General features: G+C 68.2%; 16 protein-coding genes. 8 read left to right on the top strand and 8 right to left on the bottom strand.

The genetic code is table 11. From position 1 onward, the window contains the following. The first annotated feature begins 144 nt into the window (after positions 1-144). Both ABZ910_RS02240 and ABZ910_RS02235 read left to right on the top strand, forming a co-directional pair. Positions 145-654 (top strand): Lrp/AsnC family transcriptional regulator, encoded by a 510-nt coding sequence (locus ABZ910_RS02240; RefSeq protein ID WP_361357775.1) that lies wholly within the window; start codon positions 145-147, stop codon positions 652-654. A gap of 80 nt (positions 655-734) precedes the next feature. Beyond that, positions 735-1238 carry a MarR family transcriptional regulator gene (locus tag ABZ910_RS02235; protein ID WP_361357772.1) on the top strand — a complete coding sequence of 168 codons (504 nt, stop codon included), beginning with the start codon at positions 735-737 and terminating at the stop codon, positions 1236-1238. 112 nt (positions 1239-1350) lie between these two features. Here the strand turns inward: ABZ910_RS02235 and ABZ910_RS02230 are convergent, their stop codons facing one another. Next, positions 1351-1701 carry a DoxX family protein gene (locus ABZ910_RS02230; protein WP_361357769.1) on the bottom strand — a complete coding sequence of 117 codons (351 nt, stop codon included), beginning with the start codon at positions 1699-1701 and terminating at the stop codon, positions 1351-1353. A 187-nt stretch (positions 1702-1888) separates the two neighbouring features. Here ABZ910_RS02230 and ABZ910_RS02225 point away from each other — a divergent pair, with 187 nt between their 5' ends. Continuing rightward, positions 1889-2968 carry an alkene reductase gene (locus tag ABZ910_RS02225; protein ID WP_361357766.1) on the top strand — a complete coding sequence of 360 codons (1080 nt, stop codon included), beginning with the start codon at positions 1889-1891 and terminating at the stop codon, positions 2966-2968. Positions 2969-3046: 78 nt separating this feature from the next. On the opposite strand, the gene ABZ910_RS02220 is transcribed toward ABZ910_RS02225, so the two are convergent. After that, positions 3047-4462: an IclR family transcriptional regulator C-terminal domain-containing protein gene (locus tag ABZ910_RS02220; RefSeq protein WP_361357763.1), complete on the bottom strand. Its 1416-nt coding sequence runs from the start codon at positions 4460-4462 to the stop codon at positions 3047-3049. A gap of 345 nt (positions 4463-4807) precedes the next feature. On the opposite strand from ABZ910_RS02220, the gene ABZ910_RS02215 reads away from it, so the two are divergent. From ABZ910_RS02215 to ABZ910_RS02205, 3 genes are read left to right on the top strand one after another with little or no spacing between them, the layout of a single operon-like run. Further along, on the top strand, positions 4808-6247 hold the full coding sequence (locus ABZ910_RS02215; RefSeq protein ID WP_361357760.1) for an MFS transporter: 1440 nt from the start codon (positions 4808-4810) through the stop codon (positions 6245-6247). After that, on the top strand, positions 6244-7476 hold the full coding sequence (locus ABZ910_RS02210; RefSeq protein WP_361357757.1) for a CaiB/BaiF CoA-transferase family protein: 1233 nt from the start codon (positions 6244-6246) through the stop codon (positions 7474-7476). Before ABZ910_RS02215 ends, ABZ910_RS02210 begins: the two co-directional genes overlap by 4 nt. Before the next feature lie 2 nt (positions 7477-7478). Then, positions 7479-8396, top strand: coding sequence for a hydroxymethylglutaryl-CoA lyase (locus ABZ910_RS02205; protein WP_361357753.1), 918 nt, complete (start codon positions 7479-7481; stop codon positions 8394-8396). 131 nt (positions 8397-8527) lie between these two features. Here the strand turns inward: ABZ910_RS02205 and ABZ910_RS02200 are convergent, their stop codons facing one another. Next, the gene (locus ABZ910_RS02200) at positions 8528-9469 is read right to left on the bottom strand and encodes a DMT family transporter (protein ID WP_361357750.1); all 942 of its coding nucleotides are present in this window, start codon (positions 9467-9469) and stop codon (positions 8528-8530) included. A gap of 68 nt (positions 9470-9537) precedes the next feature. Here ABZ910_RS02200 and ABZ910_RS02195 point away from each other — a divergent pair, with 68 nt between their 5' ends. Next, entirely contained in the window at positions 9538-10137 is a 600-nt protein-coding gene (locus ABZ910_RS02195; protein WP_361357747.1) for a helix-turn-helix domain-containing protein, read from the top strand. Positions 10138-10409: 272 nt separating this feature from the next. Here the strand turns inward: ABZ910_RS02195 and ABZ910_RS02190 are convergent, their stop codons facing one another. The 3 genes from ABZ910_RS02190 to ABZ910_RS02180 form a co-directional block, all read right to left on the bottom strand. Then, entirely contained in the window at positions 10410-11846 is a 1437-nt protein-coding gene (locus tag ABZ910_RS02190) for a hypothetical protein (protein WP_361357744.1), read from the bottom strand. Between the two features lie 77 nt (positions 11847-11923). After that, complete coding sequence (locus ABZ910_RS02185) at positions 11924-13372, bottom strand: ABC transporter substrate-binding protein (protein ID WP_361357741.1); 1449 nt, start codon at positions 13370-13372, stop codon at positions 11924-11926. A 112-nt stretch (positions 13373-13484) separates the two neighbouring features. After that, positions 13485-14876 carry a C69 family dipeptidase gene (locus tag ABZ910_RS02180; RefSeq protein ID WP_361357739.1) on the bottom strand — a complete coding sequence of 464 codons (1392 nt, stop codon included), beginning with the start codon at positions 14874-14876 and terminating at the stop codon, positions 13485-13487. A 210-nt stretch (positions 14877-15086) separates the two neighbouring features. Between ABZ910_RS02180 and ABZ910_RS02175 the strand changes: the two genes are divergently transcribed. After that, on the top strand, positions 15087-15596 hold the full coding sequence (locus ABZ910_RS02175) for a hypothetical protein (protein WP_361357736.1): 510 nt from the start codon (positions 15087-15089) through the stop codon (positions 15594-15596). 334 nt (positions 15597-15930) lie between these two features. Here ABZ910_RS02175 and ABZ910_RS02170 read toward each other — a convergent pair whose 3' ends face one another. Both ABZ910_RS02170 and ABZ910_RS02165 read right to left on the bottom strand, forming a co-directional pair. Next, a complete protein-coding gene (locus tag ABZ910_RS02170; RefSeq protein ID WP_361357734.1) occupies positions 15931-16899 on the bottom strand; it encodes a glycosyltransferase family A protein in 969 nt (322 codons plus the stop codon). A 216-nt stretch (positions 16900-17115) separates the two neighbouring features. Beyond that, positions 17116-17493 (bottom strand): hypothetical protein, encoded by a 378-nt coding sequence (locus ABZ910_RS02165; protein WP_361357732.1) that lies wholly within the window; start codon positions 17491-17493, stop codon positions 17116-17118. Positions 17494-17612: the final 119 nt, after the last annotated feature.

Raw genomic sequence — 17612 nt, 5'->3', positions numbered from 1 at the left:
ACCTCCGTACGTATGCACATGCCGATGTTTTGCTGCCCGTGATCAGTGAGTAGACAGCTTGCTTTGCATCTGAACAAGATGTTCCTCGGGAATTGAGCAATGTGCTCAACTGGCGTACGCGATGGGGGTACTTACTTGAACAGCATGAACAGTGGAGCGACTGTTGACGCCACGGATGCCCGGATCCTGCTGGCGCTGGCCCACGAGCCGCGCGCCACCATCCTGGCCCTGGCCCAGCGGCTGGGGCTGTCCCGCAACACCGTCCAGGCGCGGTTGACCAAGTTGGAGACCAACGGCGCTCTCGGTTCCCGTGAGCGCGGGGTCGCTCCCGGCGCCCTCGGCTACCCACTCACCGCATTCGTGACCATGCACGTCGACCAGCACCGGTTGTCCGAGGTGGCCGAGACGCTCGCTGCCATTCCGGAGGTGGTGGAGGTGTTCGGTCTCAGCGGGCAGACCGACCTGCTCGCTCGCGTGGTCGCCGCCGACGCCGAGGATCTGTACCGGATCGCCGGGCAGATCCTCGCCAGCCCGGGGGTGGAGCGCACGACCACCGCTCTGGCGATGCGCGAGCTGGTGCCGCACCGGCTGACACCGCTGCTGGAACGGGTCGCCGGGATCGGCAGGCGCTCCGGCCGCCCGAACGGCCGTTGACCCGGGTTCCGGTGAAGACCGAGAGACCATGTTCATGGCGGAAAGATCGAGGGCCGTCACCTGCACAGTAAAGTGAGCACATGGCCACGAACGCGCTCACGCCTCCAGAGAAGGGCGCGGCTGACGCTCCCGGGGATCTCATCCGGCATCTGGCGATCATTCTTCGGGGCTTCCAGGCCCGGTTCGAGAGCGCGATGGACGGGATGCCGGCGGGGGTACGCGGCTATCAGATCCTGTCGACCGTCGTTCACCGGAATCCGCCCAACCAGCAGGCGATCGGCACTCACCTGGCGATCGACCGCACGGTCCTGACCTACCTGATCGACACCCTTGTCGACGCCGGGCTGGTCGAGCGTGTCCCCGACCCGGTGGACCGCCGCGCACGGAAGATCGTGGCCACCGGTTCGGGCACCGAGACGCTGGCCAGGTACGAGGGGCGTGTGGCCGCGGCGGAGGCCGATCTGCTGTCGGGGCTGTCGCCGCAGGAGGGCACGACCTTGGCGGCGTTGGCGGGTCGCCTGTCCACGCAGATCCACCGTGCGCAGCCAGGGGTCGACCCCTGTGATGCGATTGACCACCTCTGACGCGTCTCACGGGGCAGGCGAGAGCGCGCGTGCGCGCGGGAGAGAACGGGCCGCCGATTCGGCGGCCCGTTCTCACGTCCACGGAAGCATCTGGCGAGGGGCGCCTCGCCGATCACATGCCGGCGGCGGCAAGCGCCACCTCGGCCGCCGAGACCACGAGCAGGACGGCGGCGCCGGGCACCCCCTTGACGTCCTTGACCCGAAGGTGGGCGATCACGGCGCCCAAGAAGTACAGGGCCACACCCACGGCCGCCGCGACACCGAGCGGCCGGTAGCCGATCCCGACGAGCAGGCCGACTGCCCCGGCGAACTCCAGAACGGCCAGCACCGGCACGAGTCCGGACGCCACTCCCACCGCGTCCAGGACCGGCATGACCTTCGGATCCTTCACAAGCTTGCCCCGGCCTGAGACGACCAAGATCAACGACAGCAGGACGGCGAGGACGATATAGGCAATAGACATGGATTCTCCGGTGTGACTGACGGGCCAGGCAGAGCTGCGGCGGCCCATGGGATGGTCGGTCCGATTATTTGGCTGGCAAGTAATCTGCGAGGCAGACTATATCCCCCACCACATGACTGCTTCGGTGGCCGCGGCTTTCGGTCAGGCGTAGGTGCGCTCACCGCTCAGCACGAAGGAGAAGTTCTGCATGTCCCTGTTCGAACCCATACGTCACGGCCGCCTGGAACTGCCCAACCGCATGGTGATGGCGCCGATGACCCGCAGCCGTGCCGACCGGGACGGCGTGCCCACGCCGAGCATGGCCACCTACTACGCCCAGCGCGCCTCGGCGGGACTGATCCTGACCGAGGGCACCCAGCCGTCGCTGCAGGGGCAGGGGTATCCCATGACCCCCGGCATCTGCACCGATGAGCAGGTGGCCGGGTGGCGTGCGGTGACCAACGCCGTGCATGCCGCCGGCGGGCGTATCTTCAACCAGCTCCAGCACTCGGGACGAGTGGGCCACCCCAGCGTCCACGGCCTCACCCCGGTCGCTCCGTCCGCCGTTCGCGCCGACGGGCAGATCTTCACGCTGGAGGGCCCCAAGGACTACGTCGAACCGCGTGCCCTGACCACCGCTGAGGTCGAGGGCATCGTGGCGGAGTTCGCGCGCGCCGCCGAGCGTGCGATCGAGGCCGGTTTCGACGGCGTCGAGCTGCACAGCGCCATGGGATACCTGCTCCACCAGTTCCTCGCGGCCAACACCAACCTGCGCACCGACGTCTACGGCGGCGCCCTGCAGAACCGCATCCGCTTCGTCGTCGAGGTGGTCGGGGCCGTGGCCGCCGCGATCGGCGCCGACCGGGTGGGCTTGCGGATCTCGCCCGCCAAGGCGCTCAACGACATCGCCGAGGGCGACAGCATGGCGCTGTACACCGCGCTGCTGGGTGAACTGGCGCCGCTGGGCCTCGCGCACCTGCACCTGGTGGCCGCGGAGGATGAGGACGTCAACGACAAGATCCGTGCCGCCTGGCCGGGCATCCTCATGGTCAACCCGCTCAACTCCTTCCCGCAGCCGCCCGAGGACGGCGGCCGGGAGAACGCGGAGCAGTGGCTGCGGCGAGGTGCGGACCTGATCGCCTTCGGCCGTGGGTTCCTCGCCAACCCGGACCTGGTCGCCCGATTCCGCGCCGACGCGGCGCTCAACGCCCTGAACCCCGAGGGTCTGTACGGAGGCGGCGACGGCGGCTACATCGACTACCCGGTCCTGGGCGAGTCCGAGGCCTGACGCACCCGCGAGCAGTTCACGCAGGCACCCGGCCGGACGTTGCCGAGCGGGCGCCTGTGTGAACTGCTCGCGGCCCGGTCAACACGAGGACGCGTTGTGACGACCCCCGGATTCCGCCGTCCCCGCGGGCGGCTCATCCGTGCCACGGTCACCGGCCAGCCGCTCCTGCAGTCCCTCCTCGATCTGGTTGAGGAGGGCGGTGACCGCTGTCGCCTCCTCATCGCTCAGCAGCGTGGTGGTGTCCTCCTCGAGCTCACGCCAGAGGTCCGCGACCTGCTCCCGCAGTGCACGCCCCGCGTCCGTGAGGGAGACGATCGATGCCCGCCGGTCGGTCGGGGAGGCGGCACGGGTGACGAATCCGGCCTGTTCCAGACGCTGCAGCATCTTGGTCACCGTGGAGGCGTCCAGGGCAAGCGCGCGAATGAGGTCCGCCTGTGCGCGGTGGTCCTCGTCCCACAGCAGCATGAGCAGAATCTCCTGGCCCGGGTAGAGCCCCACCCGGCGCAGCAGGGTTCCTGCGAGCACTCGATGCAGTCGGCCGGCACGGAAGAAGGCGTGACTGACCCTGCCCCAGGTCGCGCCGGACGGCGCGTCCCTCACGGCGCAGATCCCTTCGGGCTGCCCCGTGTCATGAGTCGTGTGGACCGCCTTCTTTTGGGCCGGGTTCTGAGCGACCTCTGTCCTGTCCTTGTCTTCCTCGGGCGGCTGTCCAGGGAGCAGAGCGGGAGGGCAGCCGATCGCGCGAGATGCGTCAGCGGCGGCGGCCACCACGAGGGAGGCCAGCGCCGGCACGTCCTCGGGCGTAAGCCGCTGAACGGGTGCCACGATGCCCAGCACGCCGACGAGTTGCCCGTGCACACCGAAGACGGGCGCGCTCACAGAGGCGGACCCGATGTCGCGCTCCTCGAAGGATGCGGCGTATCCGCGACGACGGATGACGGCCCGCTGCTCGGCGAACTCGTCCACGTCGGTGATGGTGTGTCCGGTGACCGGACTCAGGCCTTGCTCCAGGGCGTCGTGCCAGGCGTCCTCGTCGTAGGTGAGGAAGACCTTGCCCGCCGAGCCGGCGTGCAGGGGAGCCACCGTGCCGAGTGCGAAGATGCGCTTGACGACATGCTGGGTCTCGGCGAGTCCCACGACGCTGCGGTACAGACCGTCCCGCACGTACAGGCAGACCGTCTCTCCCGTGCTGTCACGCAGCTCGTCCAGAAAGGGCTGGATCTGCCGGACCGGGTCGAATCCGTGCACTCCGGGCGCGGCCATGCGTACCAGGGAGAGCCCGATGCGGTAGGCGTCCCCGGTACGGTCGAGGAAACCCTCACGTACGAGGTTCTGCACCAGGCGCTGGCACGTGCTGGAAGGCAACCCGGTCGCTCGCCTTATCTGAGGCAGCGTCAGTTCCGGGTTCTCCGGGGCGAAGCACTCCAGAATGCCGCGGATCTTGCCCAGCACGAGAAGCGGGGACTGCCCCTGGGCGTCCTCCTCGTTCGCCACTGCCGACCTCCTGGCCACTTCGCCTGCTGACCTCCTGTTTCGCGCGGTATCTGCGTACGACGGTACGCCGACAGTACCGGAGCGCGGCTCAACGGGTGCGTGCCTGCGCAGGGCCCGCGGTGGACCACGGTGGAGTCCGGTCGAGGCGCGGACCGATCTTCGACATGATCCTTGACGGCAACGTTAGGTGACTCACATAGTAGGGCCCAGCCCGCAATGCGGGTTGATCTCGATCTCAGGAGAGCCTTCACGGCCCTGCTGTGCGCCCGGTCCCCGGCAGCCCTGAGCGTGCCGGCGATGCCTCAGACGTGAGTACTGGTTGTCTTCCCTCGGATGGGAGTATCCGTGTCTCCACAGTCCACACCTTCCGGCCCGCACCCCGCAGAAACGACGGTCAGCGGTCGGCTCGACCGGCTGCCGATCACCTCCGTACACCGCCGCGCGACCATGGTCGTAGGCCTCGGCTTCTTCTTCGACCTCTTCGAAGTTTTCCTGGCCGGCGTACTGGCGGTCGTGCTCGTCGAGCGGTTCCACGTCACCAAGGACACGCTGCCGGTGCTGCTGTCCTCCGCCTACATCGGGGCGTTCCTCGGCGCGATCCTGGTGTCCCGGCTCGGTGACCGCTACGGCCGGAGTACGGCCTTCCTGTTCACCCTTGGCGTCTACTCCGTCTTCTCGTTCCTGGGCGCCTTCAGCGCCTCGCTTTCGATGCTGGTCGCCACCCGGTTCCTGGCCGGCATCGGCATCGGCGCCGAACTCCCGCTCGGCTCGGCGTACCTGGCCGATCTCATGCCCCGACGGGTCCGCGGCCGGGCGATCGCCATCGCCTTCACCCTGGGCTTCCTCGGGGTGCCCGCGGTCGGCCTGCTCGGGCGGTCCCTGCTCCCGCACCAGCTGCTCGGGCTCGACGGATGGCGCTGGCTGATGGTGATCGGCTCGCTGGGCGCCGTGATCATCTGGTTCCTGCGCCGCAGCCTCCCCGAGTCGCCGCGCTGGCTGGAGAGCGTCGGCCGTCATGAGGAAGCCGAGGCGATCGTCGCCAAGCTGGAGCGGACGGCCGTGGCCGAGCATGGCGAGCTGACCGCCCCGGAGCCGGCGTCCGCATCCGCGTCCACCGAAACTGCCCGGGTGCCGCTCCGCGTGCTGTTCACAGGCCAGTGGCGACGGCGCACCGCCATGCTCTGGATCTTCCAGTCGGTGCAGACCGTCGGCTACTACGGCTTCGGCTCCCTGGTCCCTCTCATCCTCACCGCCAAGGGCTACTCGGTGACGTCCTCCCTGACCTTCACCGCCATCACTTACTTCGGCTACCCGATCGGGTCGGCGCTGTCCATCCCGCTCATGGAGCGCGTGCAGCGGAAGTGGATCGTGGTGGGCGCGGCGGCGGCCATGATCGTGCTGGGGCTGGCCTTCGGCAACGCCGGCTCCTCGGCAGCGATCGTCACGCTCGGGTTCCTGTACACCCTGGCCAGCAACTTCTTCTCCAACGGCTTCCACGCCTACGAAGTGGAGCTGTACCCGACCCAGGTCCGCACCACAGCCGCAGGCACGGCCTACTCGCTGAGCCGGCTCACCACCGCGTTCATGCCCTTCGTACTTGTTCCGCTGCTTCATGACCGTGGCCCGTCGGCCGTGTTCGGCGTGATCGTCGCCGCCATGGTGGTGGTCATCGCCGATGTCGCGGTCCTGGGGCCGAAGACCACCGGGCTCTCCTTGGAGAGCATCAACACCCGCCACGACGCCACGGTGATGGTGCCGCGCCCGTCGACGGAGGCTCAGTCGTGACCACCTACGCACCCTCGCAGACACCACTGGACGGCGGACCGCTGCGTGGCATCCGGGTGCTCGAACTCGGGAATTTCATCGCCGCTCCCATGGCGGGCCGGCTGCTGGCGGATTTCGGCGCCGAGGTGGTGAAGGTCGAACGCCCGCGCACCGGAGATGAGTTGCGGCGCTGGCGGCTGCACGGAGGTGACACCTCCCTGCTGTGGCGGGTGATGGGACGCAACAAGAAGTCGGTCACCCTGGACCTGCGCACCGAGCAGGGACAGCGGATCGCCACCGAACTCATCAGGCGCAGCGACGTCGTTCTGGAGAACTTCCGGCCCGGCACCCTCGAGAAGTGGGGCATCGGACCGGAGCGCATGCGCGAGGTGAACCCCGGCGTCGTGCTGGTGCGGATCTCCGGGTACGGGCAGAGCGGCCCGTATCGGGACAACCCGGGGTTCGGTGGCGTCGCCGAGGGGATCGGCGGCCTGCGGCACCTCACCGGGTACCCGGAACTGCCCCCGACCCGGGTGGGCGTCAGCCTCGCCGATTCCGTCGCCGGTCTGTACGCGGTCGTCGGTGCCCTGATGGGACTGGTGCGCCGGGACAGGACGAGCTCCGGGGAGGTGGTCGACGTCGCGCTCTACGAGGCGATCTACTCGCTCACCGAGTCGCTGGTGCCCGACTACGACGCCTTCGGTGTCTTGCGGGGACCGTCGGGCACGGCCCTGCCCGGCATCGTGCCGTCCAACACCTACCGCACCGCCGACGGCAAGTTCGTGGTGGTGAGCGGCAATTCCGACGCCATCTTCCGGCGCCTGATGGTCCTGGTGGACCGCCCTGACCTCGCCGCCGACCCGCGGCTGGCGGACAACGCCGGGCGTTCGGCGCACGCGGCCGAGATCGACGAGGCGATAGGGCGGTGGACCGGCGGGCGCGGCCTCGACGAGGCCCTGACAGGGCTGAGCGAAGCCGATGTTCCGGCCGGCCCCATCTATACCGCCGAGGACATCGTCAAGGACCCGCACTACGCGGCGCGCGGCATGCACGAGCGCCACCCGGTGCGCATCGAGGGCACGCGCGAGACCGAGGTGATCTTCCCGGGGATCGTGCCCAAGCTGGCGGACGACCCCGGCCGCACCCGATGGCTGGGACCCGAACTCGGCGCGCACACCCACGAGGTGCTCGAGGAGATCGGCGTCGACGCTGAGGCACGGGCCCGGCTGAGCGAACAGGGAGTGATCTAGTAATGACGGACTTTCCCGACCGGGTGACCATCACCGAAGTGGTCCTGAGGGACGGCTTGCAGCTTGAACCCGTGATCGTGCCGACCGCGGAGAAGATCCGGCTGGCCCACCGGCTGATCGACGCCGGCCTGACCTCGCTGGAGGTCGGCGCGTTCGTCAACCCGACGCGCGTGCCACAGATGGCCGACACCGAGGAAGTGCTCACCGCACTCCTGCCCGGTAGTGCCGCAATGCTGCACACGCTGGTGTTCAACCGGACCGGGGCCGAACGGGCCGTGGCGGCCGGAGCCCGCGACGTCCGCTTCGTGGTCTCCGCAAGCGAAGGACACAGCAAGGCCAACGCCGGAGCAGGCGTCGAACAGGCACTGGACCGGATCGACGAGGCCGCCGAGATACTGGCCGGCGCCGGGGTCCGTACGCAGGCGACCATCGCCACCGCATTCGTCTGCCCCTTCGACGGCCCCACCGCCCCGCAGCAGGTGGCACGGGTCGCGACCCGGCTGAAGGCGGCCGGCGCGGCCGTGATCCATCTGGCCGACACCATCGGGAACGCGAACCCCTCGCAGGTGCGCGAGACGGTCGCGTCGGTGCGGGAACGTCATCCGGACCTCGAACTCGGTCTGCACCTGCACGACACCTACGGCATGGGCCTGGCCAACGCCTGGGCCGCGCTGAGCATGGGAGTCGCCCACTTCGACGCCTCCCTGGGCGGCATCGGAGGCTGCCCGTTCGCCCCGGGCGCGGCAGGCAACATCGGCACCGACGACCTGGTCCACCTCCTGCACCGGGAAGGGATCAGCACCGGGCTCGACCCGGAGACGCTGGCGGCCGTGCGCGACGAACTCGCCATCGCGGTCGGCCACCCGCTGTCCTCCTCCCTGTCGCAGGTCCCCGCCGCCCCCGCACCACCGGCCCGCTGATCCGCTCGCCGTATCCAGGAGCCCATCGCATCGGCCGTCGGCCCTCGCGCCGGCCGGCCAGCCACGCCCCGGGGGCGCCGCGCGGCGCGCCCGGGGCGGCCGACGCAACGTCATTTGACGGACCACGACCGTCAGGAGCATCGAGACATCGAATGTTTGATGTTCGCGACCTCGCCCGTGGCCGTATCCCGCGCGAACGCCCTGGTGGATGAGGTGTCACCGCGGTAGACGATGACGACTGCCGCGAGGCCGACGGCCAGACCGAGAGCGGTCTGCAGACTGAACGGTTCACCGAACATGAGCGCTCCCCAGACTGCCGTGACCGGGGCCATGAGGAACATGAGCGTATTGACCTTGGTGACTCCAGAGCGCCTCAGGATGAGCCAGTACAGCCCGTACCCGCCGAAGGTCGACAAGGCTACGAGCCAGATGATCGCCGCCCAGAACGACAGCTCGGCGGGCGGACTCGCGGCTCCCGTGCTCACGGCGAGGGCCGTGAAAATGACGGCACTGGTGGCGCAGTGGACGGTCATCGACACCGCGGGCGCGACCCGCGCGCGGGAGCGGCTTTCGAGGAACGTGGCCGCTACGAGCGAGAGCATGCCGAGGAAGGGGATGAGATAGGCCCACCAGGCCGCACCGGTGCCGGCCGCGGCATCGGCCATGGTGACGATGGCGACGCCGCCCATTCCCAGGCACAGGCCGAGCCACTGCTTGCGCGAGACGTGTTGACGCAACAACGGTCCGGCAAGTGTTCCGGCGACGAGGGGCTGGACGCCGTCGATCAGGGCTGTGGTGCCGCTGGAGACACCGAGTTGGATCGCGTAGTAGACGGTGAGCAGATAGCCGCTCTGCGACAGCACGCCGATCATGGCCTGCCGGGCCACATCCCGCACCGCGAGGCCGCGCCACGACGTTCCGGAGACGGTGGCAATGACGATCAGGGTGACGGCCAGCGGCAGGAACCGCCACATCAGGATCGTGACCGCAGACGCACTGCCCGCGCCGAGCTTGGCCCCGATGAACCCGGAACTCCAGCAGAGCACGAAGGCGATCGAGAGCAGGAAATTCACGTCTCACCCTCCATTAAACAGATCGGTATACCCGTCCCTCACTATACAGATCGGTATACTGTTGAGGTATGGGCACTACCGAGAGGCCGCAACGGATCACGATGACGCCTGCCGCACGGCGCGTCCTGGAGGCCGCCGCGAGGCTGTTCTACGAGCGCGGCATCCATGCCGTCGGGGTGGATCTGATCGCCGCCGAGGCCGGGGTGACGAAGAAAACCCTCTACGACCGGTTCGGCTCCAAGGAGCAGATCGTCGTGGAGTACCTAGCGGATCGCGATGAACGCTGGCGCGCCTTCCTCGCCCAGCACCTCGACGCCGCACGGTCGGGGTCGGCGGCGCGCGTCCTGGCTGTCTTTGATGCCTCACGCGCGTGGTCGGCGAAGAACAGTTCCAAGGGGTGCAGCATGGTCAACGCCCACGCCGAGATCAGCGATCCGTCCCACCCGGCCTACCCGATCATCACCGGGCAGAAGCAGTGGATGCTCGCCCTGTTCACCGACCTCGCCAGGGACATCACCCCGGACAGGGCCGACCATCTGGGCCGGACGCTCATGCTGCTTCACGAAGGAGCACTCGTCGCCCACGGCCTGAACATCTTCGCGGACCCCATCAACGATGCCCGCGAACAGGCGCAAGCCCTCCTTGCCGCCGCGGGGGCTCCGGAGTGAAGACCGGCAGGTGCGCCCCGGAGGCGCGGAGAAGGCGAAGGCGTCACGTCACGTGAAGTGCCGTGATCCCGGCCTGCCTTTCACGGCGGCGGGATCACGGCGTACGAACCGTGCGGGTACGCGATGCCAACTCCTCAATCGTCAGAACTTGATGTCAGGGATGCCGCCTGGTCCGGTGCGACGCCGCGTGGGGCGTCCCGACTCCGGCGGCACAGATGGCCACGTGTGGGTCGGTGGCTGCTGGAATCCCCGTGGACCGGATGTTCCAGCATCTACGACAGGGCGCCCTGCGGCTGTGTCGAGGTCTCGGCCGCCCGGACGGGCGTGTAATAGCGGCCCTTTGTCGCCGCGGTGATCGCGATGTGCACGATGGGGCCGAGCAGCATCGAGATGAACGACGCGTAGTACACCGGGTACACGCCGCCGATGCCCAGCGCGCCGACCACCACGGCCAGTCCGAGCGAGGCCAGACCGCAGGGGTTCCAGGACCGCACCTCGTGCGGCTCGAACTCGATGTTCTCCGACCGGCCGAGCTTCATCCAGCGGCGGCACACGAAGTAGTCGGCGAGGATGATCAGCACCCAGGTGTTGGTGAGGACACCCGTGACCGCCAGGAACGTCCCCAGGTGGTTGATGACGTTGAACGCGTAGAAGACCACGCCCAAAATCCACACCAGGTACATCCAGTACTGGCGGCCAGGGCGGAAGTTGGCGGCGACGTCGAATCCGGACGAGAGCGCGATGGAACCGCCGTACAGGTTCATGACGTTGATGCGGATCTGGGTGATGACGGCGAAGACGACACCCACACCGCCCATGAGGTACACGAACATGAAGCCCGGGTCCTGGGCGTTGGACTGCGCATTCGGTCCGTGCAGTTCGGTCAGCAGCGTGATGCCGATGAAGGCGCCCAGGAAGATCACGGCGAACATCGGGATGAGCTCACCGAGCATGATGGCGGCGGTGCCGCGGTAGCGGACGTTGCGGGAGGCAAAACGCCCGTAGTCGGTCGCCATCAGGCCCTGGAAGATCATCTGGCCGTTGGCGAAGCTGAACGCGCTCCACATCGCCACGCTGCCCGTGGCACCGGTGGCGTGCCAGCCGTCCGCGCCGACCGGGGTGTGCTCCGTGAACATCTTGTACAGGCCCCAGGCGAGCAGGATCAGGAACACCGGGAAGCCCCAGGACTGGAGGAACGACATGGCGTGCATGCCGCGTCGGACCAGCAGCAGGGTGACCAGGCCCACCACGGCGAAGATGCCGATGCCGGCGGTGGAGTTGATGTCGACCTTGAAGTACCCCGCGATCGCGTGCGAGACGATCGTTCCCTCGAAGAGGAAGTAGAAGACGTAGTTGATGGCGTAGATGAACGAGGTGACCGCCGCGCCCCGGCTGCCGAAGCCGAGACCCCGGCTGAGCAGGTTCTGCGACAGGCCTTCCCGGCTCGCCATGCGCATGGTGAGCATGCCGATCAGCACGGAGCCGATGAAGAAGTAGGCGATCGGGCCGAGCATTCCGGGCCATCCCACGAGGAACGCCTGCTGGGCACCGAAGGAGAAGAAGAACATCGCGGTGGCGTTGCCGAGAAGCACGAGGCTGATGGCGGGTATGGGCCACCGCAGATTCGAGGGGACGCGGTTGATCGCGAAGCTCTCGATCTGGTCGTCGATAGATGTCGTCGGTCCTCTGAATCTTTCCAGTATGCTCATGCTGTACCTTTTTTTCGGGCATGGGTGACTGTGGGAAGTCCGGCGTGACGTGCCGGTCCCACCTCACGTCCGTCTGGTCACGCTCCGGCTGGGGCGACCGGTTTCCCGATGGGGCGGGGGCCGTCCCACATGAGGCGGAGATTGCCGAGCGTGCGATAGGCGTGAAGACTCATCTCGTTGTCGACCAGTTCGGCCGACGAGTGGTACTGCTGAATGGTGCCGACGAACCTGTTGAGAACGCCGTTCTCCTTCCAGGCCTCGTGGTCCACCGCGACGTGGGGCGGTAGGAAGTTGCGCCGCAGACAGCGCCGTGTGGCGCTCTCGATCACCTTCGAGTCGACACCGGGGAATTCCAGCTGAGCCACCCGGACCGCTTCGTCCGGGAAAGCATGGGCGTACTGGCAGGCTTTCTCCAGCGCGGCGATCACCGCTTTGTGCTGGGCGGGCTTGTCCTGCACGGTGCCACGCCGGGTGGCAAGCGCCGACAGCAGATACGGGCCCAGAAAGCTGGAGAAGTCGAAGACCTCGTGCAGGCCTTGCGACATGGCCACGTCCGCCTGCGGCGGAAAGGCGAGGCAGATGTCGGCCCGCCCGGCCAGGACGGGATCCGGTTCGGCGCCGATCGGCACCTGGAGGCCGCGGTAGGACGACTCGGGGCCCGCCTGGTACAGGAACTGAAGGTAGCGCAGCAGGGCCCACTGTGAATCGGGCTGGGGCTGGGTGGCGACGATGCGCCCGGCGACGGTGCGCGTGCTGAAAACACGCGGGTCGTCGGTGGCCTCCACGGCCGGGTCCGCGGCCAGCGCCAGGATGGCCTGCCCGTTGCAGATGCTGCCGACCACGACCGCGTCCTCGATCCCCTGCTCGAAGGCGCGGACGGTGAACACCGGATCGTGGACGGAATAGTCGGCGATGCCCGCCTCCACCGCGGACCAGGCCTCGGTGCCGCCGCCTGCGTCGGTGATCTCGACTCGTACTCCCTCGTCCGCGAAGAAACCGACGTCATGGGCGATATACAGCGGCAAATACAGCAGCGAGTGGTACGCCTGGGCGATTCGTACGGCCGCCTGCGGCGCCTCCTCGGCCACGGGGGGCGCCGGAGGCACCTCGGCGGAGGCGGGCTCGGTGCCGGCCAGCAGCGCCGTGATCGACGCCGAGGGCAGGCCCAGCATCAATGCCTCGCTGATGAACGCCCGCTGGGTCAGGTCACCACGCTGGTAGCGGTCCACCAGTGCGTCGAGCGCGCGCCCGGTGGTGACCGGAAGCCTGCGGCGTCGGACCAGCCCCCGGGCCCGTTCCCTTATGTCGTCCTCGGCAAGCTCCGGCACGGACCGGTCCCCGACCCGGTAGACCAGGTCCGCCTGCAACCGGTCGAGAACCGCGACCGGACGCAGCAGAATCGTTCCGTCGTCCTGGAGGGCGACCTCGACCACGTCGCCCTCCTGCAGCTCGGCCGCACGGCGGACCGGCATGGGCAGGGTCACCTGCCCATTGCTGCGGATGTGAACGGTTTCCGGACGGTCCATGGCGCCCCTCGATCCCGGCTTCTTGAGATCTCAGATCCGACCTCGTTAAGCCGGTAGCATGCGGACCCCACATCGGCTTGTCAAGGCTTCTCCGGTGGTGACAGGACGCCTCTCAGCCGGACAGCTGCGCGACGAGACGGCCAAGGACCTCCAATGCCTGCTGCGCGCACGACTCCGTGTAGCCGGCCAGGAAGTCCGCCATCGCCGCATGCTCGCCCCGCTCGCGCAACGCGAGCGCGTCCTTCTCCACCTGCGGGAGTTCGCCCGCCCATTGCCGTTCCAGGGCGTCGAACGCCCGCCGCACCACGGGCTGGTTCTCGTTGAAGGTCCACGCCGACTCGCCGCCCTTGACGAAGTCGAGCAGCCGGCGGAACCGCCACCAGTAGGACCCCTCGTCATACGTGTCCACCGGCGCGTGCTCGGGAGGACACTCCCGGACACCGGCCGTCCCCGCCGCAGAAAAGATCCCGGGTACCCTCCCGGCGTCCACGAACACCGGCACATACACACCGGTGCACGGCGTCACCGGCGTCCACCACAGATGAGCCAGCCCCTCTCCGCTCTTCGGCAACACGAACACCGCCGAGCCGGCAGTGTTGCCCCAGGTGAAGTCCGACGGGTGGGAATGCATGCACAGGCTCAGGAAGTCCGGCAGCGCCGCGTTGAAGTACGGGCCGCCCAGGAAGGTGTCCTCGTAGTGGTCGCGCAGCACCCGCTGGGCCTGGCCGAGCCCCACCCCACCGGCATCCACCGCCTCGCCGAGCAGTTGGCGTGAGCGCTGGAGCCGGATGTGCGACAACTGCAGCGGCGTACCAGGGTCGACATAGGCGCGCGCGAAGTCGAACGATCGTCCCGGCGCGGACTCCCACCAGCCGGATTCCACCGCGTGTTCCACCAGATCGCTGCTGGCGCGGTCCCACTGGGTGCGGATGGTCGGCTGGTTGGAGATGGCGTACGTCCCCGTGGTGACCTGTTTGGCGGCCCAGCGGTGACCGCTTGTCTCCAACACCCACGCTTCCTTGGCATCGGCGATGAGGAACGAGTTGTCGTACCCACCCGTGACCGGCGGCTGCCCCACGACACCAGAGCCCCACTGCCCGTACCGCTCCACCAGCGAGCAGATGACGTCGAGCGCCTCCCGGGCCGTGCGGCCCCGCTCCAGACCCAGGCGCAGCAGCTCCATGCCGAGGATCCCGCCGTCCCGGTCGGCACCGCCCTTGACCGCGGACACCGCAGCCGCCCAGTCCCTGGTGAACATGGCCTCGTTGCCGATGGCCACACCCCATTCGTTCAGGCCCTCTTCGTGTCCCCAGCACCAGTAGGGCGAACCGCCCAAATGCGCGTAGGACCCCTCGACGTCGTCAATCTCGACATGGGCCAGCCGCAGGACGGCACCCGCCTGCGCGGTGCGGCGCGGCAGGAAACGCAGTGGCTGTGTGTCGGAAACAGGGCGGTCGCTGTTCTTGGCCAACAGAACGTGCCCCCCGGGCACGCTGTCGGCCATGGCCACGAAGGTGTCGCAACTCCAAGGAAGCACGGTGGTTTCTCCCACTTCGGCGAGAGCCGGCTCTCGGCTCGGTGATGAGGAATTTGAGATCTCAGGATCACCGCAAGCGGCTCATTTGTCGACAGTGTGCATCCACGGCCCCCTCCATACGCCCACCCGCCGGGGGAAATCCCCAGGTCATGGACCTGCGGTTTGCGCCTGCAGCGCTTGGACGACGATCCCGAGTGCGGGCCGATCACGTCCTGGATCTTCGCCCAGCGTCTGGCCGGACACAGCATCACCCGCGCCCTCAACGGCGCCGGCATCCTCTGCCTGGCAGCCGCGAACCGGGCCCGAAACCCGCCCCGCAACGGTCAGCGTCGGGTCCTGAACACGGAGCGGGCCATCCTCGCCAATCCCCGTTATGCCGGCCGGCAGCTCTGGAACCGCCAACGCACCGACCACGACCGCGTCGACCCCGCGAACACCCGCAAGGTCAGCGCGGCCGGCGTCCGCCGCGTCCTGCGGGCTGCCGGCCCGGGGCCGGCGCCGCGCCGCCGCCCAGACCGCGGTGAGTGGACCGCGTTCAGCGTCTGTCGGCACGGCATTTCGCGCGCCTGGAAGCGGAGCTGCGCGAGGCCCGCTGGCGCACGGGTTCGCCGACGACCAACGGTGGACGCTGAAGCGCAGGGCAGGCGGGTGCAGCGGAAGATGCTGGCGAAGAGCCCGCCGGTATAAAGGACTTACCCCCTCTTCCTCACCGGTATCGGTGGTGGCAGGGTCGCGCAGGCGTATCAGGCACCATCGACCGGGGTGGAGGGCGGAAGCCGTGGCGGCCCAGCACGGCAGGCAGCTCCCGCAGTTGTTCGACTGCGGCGTCCAGGTAGTGAGTCGCCCACAGCACGGTGGCGCCGAGGACCGGGCCGAGCGCGACGAGCCAGCCCCCCTGCCCTCCCGAGCGGCGTCTCGCCGCAGGCGCCCGCGCGGACGTCGGTCTCTTCCTGCTCAACGTGTCGGTGCACGAGGCCCGGCAGGACGCGAATGCGGGGAAGCGCCGCTTCCCCGCACCACGTCACACGGCGGATGCCGTCGGCGCCTCTTCCCTTCCCTGACTGGGCGGGTTGGCGGTTCCGCTGTGAGCGGCCAGCGCCTTCTCCATGCGCCGGATGTGGTAGTACTGCACCCGCGTGGTCCTCTGCAGGGCCATGACCGCGCCGAGGAACTGGTCCATCTCGGCGGCCCGGGTGAGGATGTCGTCGGGCACGTTCTCGTCCCGCAGGCAGGCTTCCGCGTCCTGACTCAGCACGGCGTGTGCCCAGCCGCGGGTGATCGGCTTGAACAGGCCTGGGTGGTTGGCCACGATCCGGGCCCGGATGGCCAGGTCGTTCTCGGCGGCTTCCAGGTGCAGTCCGGTGTCCTTGTTACGCGCCCCGAACAGCGGCTCATGGATGTGGAACGCATCGAAGCCGTGCTCGGCACAGCCGATCCAGAAGTCCCAGTCCTCTCCGGCCCGCATGTTCTCGTCGTACCCGCCCACGGTCTGCCACGCTTCACGGCGATACAGCGAGCAGTAGAACATGATCAGTCGCTGGAGCAGCAGTTCTCTGCTGTAGGCGGGAAGAGGCATCACCTGTGGGGGCAGATCGTCGTCGGTGAAGGTGAACACGTCGGTTGAGGCGATGGCGACCTCGGGATCGCTGTCGAGCACCGCGACGGTCTTCTCCAGCATCGTGGGCGCGATCATGTCGTCGGCGTCCAAGGGAAGGACGTAGCGGCCGGCGGCTGCCTCGATTCCGGTGTTGCGCGCGGCGGAGACCCCGGCATTGGCCTGTTGGAGCAATCTGATGCGCCTGTCGGGGTGCCGGGCGATCAGGTCCTCGGTCACCTCGAAGATGTTGTCGGTGCTGCCGTCGTCGACGATGACCAGTTCCCAGTCCTCGAACGTCTGGGCAAGGACGCTGGACACTGCCTCGGGCAGATAGCGGGCGTAGTTGTGGCACGGAATGACCACCGAAACCACGGGATCGGATCTCTGGGGCATGCGCCGTCTTTCGCTTCGGAACGGGAACGGGAAGGGACTGGGCGGGGCAGGACGGGAGCGGGCCGAAGAGGCTCCACCGATAACGGGTGGGCAGGATTGCGCGTTGCCGGGTCCCGGCGGCCCCCCTCAGGCCCTGTTGGATGGCCGTGTCGTAGTAGACCCGCCGGTTTACCCACTCGTTGTGGAGCGCCGTCGACGCTCCCAGTCCTCGAAGGATTACAGGAGCCCGTAGTCTCCGTAGTCGCAGAACGTGACGTTGCTGATGGGCGTGCAGCAGTGGTGGTAACCGGTGATGGTCACGTTGCCCACGTGCGTGCAGCAGTGGTCGTAGCCAGTGATGGTCACGTTGCCGATGGGGGTGCAGCAGTGGCCATAGTCGGTGATGGTCATGTTGCCGATGGGGGTGCAGGGGTGCTCGGACCCGGAGGTGGCGGCGACGCCACCTGTCGCCTGCTCCGTGTGCCCGGATGTCGCCGACGTGGCGAGCGAGTCCGAAGCCAGGGCTGTGGCATAGGCCGCCTCTGCGCCGTTCAGCAGTCCGGCGGTTGCCAGTGCGGCAGGGAGGGCCAGCGAGGATATGACACGGGCTTTCAAGGTGGGACCTCTCGTTCGAGGGTAGGGAACTGCCCTGCAAGGCCGGTACGTTCCGCGCCCGGGGCAGTGGCGCCACCGTAGGATTTGCTTACTTTCTGTGTCAAAATGATTACTCCGAG

Source organism: Streptomyces sp. NPDC046805 (genome assembly GCF_040645355.1).
Classification (GTDB): Bacteria; Actinomycetota; Actinomycetes; order Streptomycetales; family Streptomycetaceae; genus Streptomyces.
Note: the sequence above shows the minus strand (reverse complement) of the source record. Positions and strands in the feature narration are given on the sequence as shown.

Coding starts and splice junctions, on each gene's coding strand:
- ABZ910_RS02235 (WP_361357772.1), top strand. CDS start 735: ATGGCCACGAACGCGCTCACGCCTCCAGAGAAGGGCGCGGCTGACGCT.
- ABZ910_RS02240 (WP_361357775.1), top strand. CDS start 145: ATGAACAGTGGAGCGACTGTTGACGCCACGGATGCCCGGATCCTGCTG.
- ABZ910_RS02205 (WP_361357753.1), top strand. CDS start 7,479: ATGACGGACTTTCCCGACCGGGTGACCATCACCGAAGTGGTCCTGAGG.
- ABZ910_RS02230 (WP_361357769.1), bottom strand. CDS start 1,701: ATGTCTATTGCCTATATCGTCCTCGCCGTCCTGCTGTCGTTGATCTTG.
- ABZ910_RS02225 (WP_361357766.1), top strand. CDS start 1,889: ATGTCCCTGTTCGAACCCATACGTCACGGCCGCCTGGAACTGCCCAAC.
- ABZ910_RS02170 (WP_361357734.1), bottom strand. CDS start 16,899: ATGCCCCAGAGATCCGATCCCGTGGTTTCGGTGGTCATTCCGTGCCAC.
- ABZ910_RS02185 (WP_361357741.1), bottom strand. CDS start 13,372: ATGGACCGTCCGGAAACCGTTCACATCCGCAGCAATGGGCAGGTGACC.
- ABZ910_RS02195 (WP_361357747.1), top strand. CDS start 9,538: ATGGGCACTACCGAGAGGCCGCAACGGATCACGATGACGCCTGCCGCA.
- ABZ910_RS02180 (WP_361357739.1), bottom strand. CDS start 14,876: ATGGCCGACAGCGTGCCCGGGGGGCACGTTCTGTTGGCCAAGAACAGC.
- ABZ910_RS02190 (WP_361357744.1), bottom strand. CDS start 11,846: ATGAGCATACTGGAAAGATTCAGAGGACCGACGACATCTATCGACGAC.